General features: G+C 45.8%; 5 protein-coding genes. 2 read left to right on the top strand and 3 right to left on the bottom strand.

Annotated features, from left to right (window positions below):
- Together METTU_RS11665 and nhaD are read right to left on the bottom strand one after the other, a co-directional pair.
- A partial coding sequence (locus METTU_RS11665; RefSeq protein ID WP_006891792.1) for an AmpG family muropeptide MFS transporter occupies nt 1-1248 on the bottom strand: 1248 nt, incomplete at its 3' end.
- A gap of 155 nt (nt 1249-1403) precedes the next feature.
- Nucleotides 1404-2717, bottom strand: coding sequence for a sodium:proton antiporter NhaD (gene nhaD / locus METTU_RS11660; protein WP_436969946.1), 1314 nt, complete (start codon nt 2715-2717; stop codon nt 1404-1406).
- 204 nt (nt 2718-2921) lie between these two features.
- Between nhaD and METTU_RS11655 the strand changes: the two genes are divergently transcribed.
- Nucleotides 2922-4574, top strand: a complete 1653-nt coding sequence (locus METTU_RS11655) for a nitrite/sulfite reductase (protein WP_006891790.1) — start codon at nt 2922-2924, stop codon at nt 4572-4574.
- Entirely contained in the window at nt 4561-5013 is a 453-nt protein-coding gene (locus METTU_RS11650; RefSeq protein ID WP_006891789.1) for a DUF934 domain-containing protein, read from the top strand. The genes METTU_RS11655 and METTU_RS11650 overlap by 14 nt, the downstream gene beginning before the upstream one ends.
- A gap of 119 nt (nt 5014-5132) precedes the next feature.
- Here METTU_RS11650 and METTU_RS11645 read toward each other — a convergent pair whose 3' ends face one another.
- A complete protein-coding gene (locus METTU_RS11645; RefSeq protein ID WP_006891788.1) occupies nt 5133-6008 on the bottom strand; it encodes an FRG domain-containing protein in 876 nt (291 codons plus the stop codon).
- Nucleotides 6009-6188: the final 180 nt, after the last annotated feature.

The raw sequence follows: 6188 nt of genomic DNA, 5'->3' as shown, positions 1-6188 counted from the left end.
TGATGCATATATAAAAAAGACAGTGTAGCCATAACTATCTACAACTACCCCGGAAAACCCCCCTAATAGCTGGGCGGGCAAAGTCATCAGTGAACTGAACAACGCATATTGTGTGGCTGTGTGCGCAGTGCTGGTTAAACCGGAAAGGTAAGCAATGAACACCGATGTCGCTATTCCACCACTTAAATTATCCGCACTTATAACACCTGCCAACAGCAATAAATTGGGATCGCTAACCGCCAAAACAGCAAACAACAGATTAGTAGCCGCCACCATAACCGCACCTAGCAGCAAGGAACGCATAATTCCATACCTAACAACCAGCACGCCACCCATTGCAGCACCGGCAATGGTCATAAAAAACCCAAAAACCTTACTAATATCAGCGATATCTTTTTTACTAAAACCCAAATCAAGATAAAACGGATTAGCCATAACCCCCATGGTAATGTCGCTCATTTTGTAAACTGCGATAAGCATTAAAATTAACAAACCGACCTTGCCGTTGCGTCCAAAAAACTCCACAAAGGGATGCAACACAGCATCCACGAAACTTATCGACAACCGCCGCCAGATATTCTGACGCTTTACCGCAACATCCTCGCTCAACCTTCCGTCAAAATGCTTATGGTCTGGCTCTTTAAGACAAAGAGTCGTTACCAGACCCACAGACATGGCCGTTGCCATTACAAAATAAGCCACTTTCCAACTAGCATAATCCGCGATATAAAAAGCACCCGCACCCGCTACCAATAAGGCAATCCGATACCCTAACACGTAGGTCGCCGCCATAGCACCCTGGTATTCAGGATTTACTGATTCAATACGATAAGCGTCAATAACAACATCTTGCGTAGCCGAACAAAATGCCACCCACACTGCAAAGAGAGCAATCTGCTGTAATTGGCTATGCGAATCCGAACTTCCCATACCAACCAGACCGACAACAATACCCAATTGCGCAAGCAACATCCAACTGCGTCTTTTACCCAAAAATTTAGTTAAAAATGGCAGTGATAGCCTGTCGACGACCGGAGCCCAAAAAACCTTTATTGAATAGGTAACCCCGATCCAGCTAAAAAAACCTATAACCGATCTCTCCACGCCCTCATCCCGCAACCAGGCTGATAATGTCGAAAAAACCAATAAAAAAGGAAGTCCGGCGGAAAAGCCAAGAAATATCATGCCGCGCACTCGCGGCTGAACATAAATTGAAAAAGCCGATCGCCAACTTTTATTGTCAGCCATTGACCTTACCCGACAAACGCGACTGCATAGCCAGATAACTGGTCGCTCCAGAACTTCCTGCACTCACCATATTCATGTGGCTTATGCAGGAGGCAAAATCACGTCTGGAGCAGTTGCCGAGCACTGCACAAGGAGTGCAGTGCATACTTGGGCTATCAACCATTAATTAGATAATGAGCAACAATACTTGCTATGTAACCACCAGCAATTGCAGGCGTCCACTTCAAATGACTAAAAAAGGTATATTTATGGTCAGACTGCCCCATCAATGCCACACCGGCAGCAGAACCAACGGATAATAACGACCCACCGACACCGGCAGTTAACGTCACCAATAACCATTGATATAAATCCATGTCCAGATTCATATTCAGCACCGCAAACATAACAGGAATATTATCGACAATCGCCGAAATCACACCCACTAAAATATTCGCCGTTGTCGCCCCTAATCCATCATACATAGCGCCGGACAGCAACTCAAGATAACCGATATAACCTAAACCGCCGACCGCAAACACCACGCCGAAGAAAAACAGCAATGTATCCCATTCTGCATGACGCACTTTATTGAAAACATCAAATCCCTCTTCGCCTTCAATGCAATAGTTTGTTTTCAAACGATAACCATAAAGCATCAACGCAGAAAGACCGACCATCATGCCCATAAACGGTGGCAAATGCAGGGCTTGTTTAAAACTTACCGCAGTAACGATAGTCAACAAGAACATTACACAAATTTGAATCGCACCCGGCTTTAATTGCACAGCTGCTTCATCAGTGACTTTGGGCTGCTCATCGGGGACAGCAAAATACATCACCGCCGCCGGCACACCGTAATTCACGGCCGAAGGAATAAACAACCTGAAGAAATCAAAAAACTCAGCGTACTCAGCCTGCCAAACCATTAAGGTTGTAATATCGCCAAAAGGACAAAATGCACCGCCCGCATTAGCGGCAACAACTAAGTTAACGAAGCCGATACTGACAAATTTAGGATTATCCGCGCCAACCGCCATCACTACCGCTCCGACCAATAAAGCCGCCGTCAAGTTATCCGCTACAGCCGACAAGAAGAACGTAATAACACCGGTAATCAAAAACAACTTGCGATAACCAAACTGCCTTCTTACCAACCAGGAGCGTAAAGCCTCAAACACGTTGCGCTCGGCCATTGAATTAATATAAGTCATGGCAACCAGCAGGAATAACATTAACTCCGCATACTCTTTTAAGTTGTATTCGAAAGCCTCATGCATATCCTCGACGGAAACACCCGCTTGAGCAGCCAAAACAGCGGCATTTGCCCAAATAATACCGGCCGCCAAAATAACCGGCTTAGACTTACGCAGATGAGTAAACTCCTCCGTCATAACAAAGCCATAAGCAATGATAAAGATCAGAACCGTGTAAATACCCCGCTCTGTTCCCGTCAAACCGAGACTTTCAAAACCACCCGCCATCGCCATTTCAGGCAACAGCAATAGAGACAACAAGACAAACAATGACCGCACCAAAATAACCCCCTAGCTTTTATTCAAAAAATTAACCGAAAACACCAAAAATTTAACGGACAATATTAGCATCATACAATAACCTTTGTCATTTTATGACCTACAGTATATGATTATTAGTCGTAATTACTCGCCTGGACAGGCACTAAGCGCTCATTTATGTATCAGTATAACGACATCGACCAAACACTCATTGAACAACGGGTAGACCAATTTAGAAGGCAAACTGAAAGCTTTTTAAAAGGCCAGATTTCAGACGACCAATTTCGCGCCTTGCGCTTAATGAATGGTGTCTACATTCAAACTCATGCCCCGATGTTGCGAATAGCCGGTCCCTATGGTCTGCTCAACTCCAAACAAATCCGGAAGCTAGCCCATATTGCCCGTACCTACGACAAAAACTACTGTCATTTCACAACCCGGCAAAACGTCCAGTTTAACTGGCCTCAACTGGAAAGAATTCCTGATATTCTCGAAGAATTGGCCAGCGTTCAAATGCATGCCATTCAAACTAGCGGCAATTGCCTTAGAAATACCTCATCGGATCACTTGGCAGGCGTTTGCCTCGATGAAATTGAAGATCCCCGCCCTTATTGCGAGATTATCCGGCAGTGGACTACACTTCACCCCGAGTTCGCCTACTTGCCGCGTAAGTTCAAGATTGCTGTCAGCGGCGCAAAGCTTGATCGTGCAGCCACTCAATTTCATGACATCGGCCTGCATCTGGTTAAAAATGACGCCGATGAGATCGGCTTTAGAGTGTTGGTCGGTGGCGGCCTGGGGCGCACCCCGATCATAGGCCAAGTCATCAAACCCTTTTTAGAAAAGAAACACCTGTTGTCATATCTGGAAGCCATACTACGGATATACAACCTGTTCGGACGTCGCGATAACAAATACAAAGCCCGCATTAAAATCCTGATCAAAGAATCAGGCATGGAGAAATTCTCCGAATTGGTCGAAAAAGAATGGCTGCTAATAAGGGATGACCTGGAGCTTAGCACCGATCGCATTGACGCCATAAAAGTCCAGTTTACACCGCCTGCCTACGAGACAGATGCCGGGCAAGATAGCGGCTTTGAGCTACATCAACTCGAAAACAAAGCGTTTGCCACCTGGATTAAATACAACACTGCCGATCACAAAGTAGCCGGCTACCGCGCTGCGTTCATCTCGTTAAAAGCACCGGATTCGCCTCCAGGCGATATGACCGATACGCAACTTGACGCCGTTGCCGACTTGGCTGACCAATACAGCTTTGGTGAAGTCAGAAGCACGCACAGACAGAATCTGATTCTTGCCGACGTCAAACAGGCCGATCTATTCCCGCTGTGGCAACAACTCGATGCGCTGAAACTGGCCACACCCAACATCGGCACCGCAACGGATATGATTTGCTGTCCCGGCCTCGATTTTTGTTCACTCGCCAATGCCAGCTCGATTAGTGTGGCCAAAGAAATCAATGACGCTCTCGATGATTTGGACTATCTCCATGACATTGGCGATGTAAAAATCAACATGTCCGGCTGCATGAACGGCTGCGCGCACCAAAGCGTAGGCCACATCGGCATACTGGGCGTCGATAAAAAAGGCGCTGAATGGTATCAATTAACCTTGGGCGGCTCCTCTGAAAATGAAGCTGCTATCGGCGAACGCTTAGGACCCGCCGTTGCCAAAGACCAAGTCACCAAAGCAATCACCACCATACTGGATGTTTACATCAAGCAACGTCTGGATGACGAATCCTTTCTGGACATGGTAAATCGCGTTGGCATCACCCCATTCAAAGAGCAAGTCTATGCAAATAATTAAAGACAAACAGATTGTTGACGACAGCTGGAGTTTTGTCGCCGATGATGAAGAACTGAAAGACGGCGACATCAGCATTTCATTAGCTCGCTGGAAAAAAGACAAGCAGCAGTTGCTTAAGCCTAACGGCAAGATAGGCGTCAGAATCGGCCCCGCCGATTCGGTTGAAGACATCGCCGCCGATTTAAAAGACATCCAGTTAATCGAGCTGGATTTTCCCGCCTTTGCCGATGGACGCATATTTTCCCATGCGTGGCTGCTGCGAGGCCGTTACAACTATCAAGGCGAAATCCGGGCAACAGGCCACTTCATGCGGGATCAGGTATTTTATTTATCGCGTGTCGGCGTTAATGCGTTCAGCCTTGAGAAAACCGAAGACCTGCCTGTGGCGCTGTCCAACCTGAATGACTTTAGCGTCAATTATCAAAAATCGATTCGTTAATACGTGGACAAGGTAGGATGGGTAGAGGCGGCAGCCGAAACCCATCATATCCCCAGGTTTCGCTTTGCTCTACCCATCCTACGCGCTTGTTAGCGGATGGGTAGAGCACATATTTATTTTCATAACACACCTGACAGTTTCTTTGCCATTTTATATTCTAGCGCCGCTCTTGCTGCACCATCAAAACCTGGAAATAATGTTGCGGCTGAAACTCCAAACTTAGTACATCTGAACAATAAGTCTCCCGCCAAACTCGAAGGAAGGGTTACTTTATAAGCCGCAAAACTCTCGCTTTCTTCAAATAGTTTATTCACTGAATCCTTCAGATCTTCGGATGAAAATGGCGAGTTCCTGCTCATCCCGTTTTGCTGTCTATGGACTAAAAATACCCCTTTTTGTGCTGCCAAGTTATTACTCGTGCTGCCTGACAGCGTAACATATTCCAATTTTCCTTCTAATTTTCCCAGGACTTCAGAATCGATTACCCAAACAGCGAGCTTTTCCGATATTTCCTCCAAGTTCAAAACTTGTGATGCCGAAAAATATGCCGCAACTAAAGGACTTCTTGTCCAGTCCAAAAGCCGCGTTGGAATACCATGATGTTGTGCGAGAGCAATGAAAGAGAAATACTCCTTTGACGGCCAGCCAACTCCATCAATTCCATAGCGATTAGTAAATTCTGAAAAATCCATGCACTTCCTAAACTCAGGAGAATCATTGGGAATCATAAAGCCCATTTCATCGGAATAGTGGAGGAAGTCCAGAAGCAGGAAGTATTCAAAAAAGACTATTTGGTCAATTTGTGTATACATGCCACTTTCATTCTTATATTTAGAATTTATTTCCTTACGAAGAATTGATGGAGTTAGTGACCATTCGGAATCTCCTTGACCACGAAATATAGGTTTCCGCATACTCTCAATAAAATTACCAGCCGGCGAAAGAATATCCCAGAATTCATCTAATGATTTTGCCTTTATTTCTTCAATTGGCATTAACCAAAATCCTTATATTTGCTGTATCTGATTAAGCTGCTAACGTAGAGCTAACCGGGCGCGGCACGGAAAGCTGAAAAATAAAACCGCATTATAGCCGCGCTCCGGTTGAGCGTTTTGTTGGACGAAGCCGCTATCGCGGAGAACAGCCCGCCGAACAGCCGCCCGATAAAACAATTA

The organism is Methylobacter tundripaludum SV96 (assembly GCF_000190755.2).
GTDB lineage: Bacteria > Pseudomonadota > Gammaproteobacteria > Methylococcales > Methylomonadaceae > Methylobacter_A > Methylobacter_A tundripaludum.
The sequence above is the reverse complement of the archived record's forward strand: the minus strand, read 5'-3'. Positions and strand labels throughout refer to the sequence as shown.

Coding starts and splice junctions, on each gene's coding strand:
- METTU_RS11645 (WP_006891788.1), bottom strand. CDS start 6,008: ATGCCAATTGAAGAAATAAAGGCAAAATCATTAGATGAATTCTGGGAT.
- nhaD (WP_436969946.1), bottom strand. CDS start 2,717: ATGGCGATGGCGGGTGGTTTTGAAAGTCTCGGTTTGACGGGAACAGAG.
- METTU_RS11650 (WP_006891789.1), top strand. CDS start 4,561: ATGCAAATAATTAAAGACAAACAGATTGTTGACGACAGCTGGAGTTTT.
- METTU_RS11655 (WP_006891790.1), top strand. CDS start 2,922: ATGTATCAGTATAACGACATCGACCAAACACTCATTGAACAACGGGTA.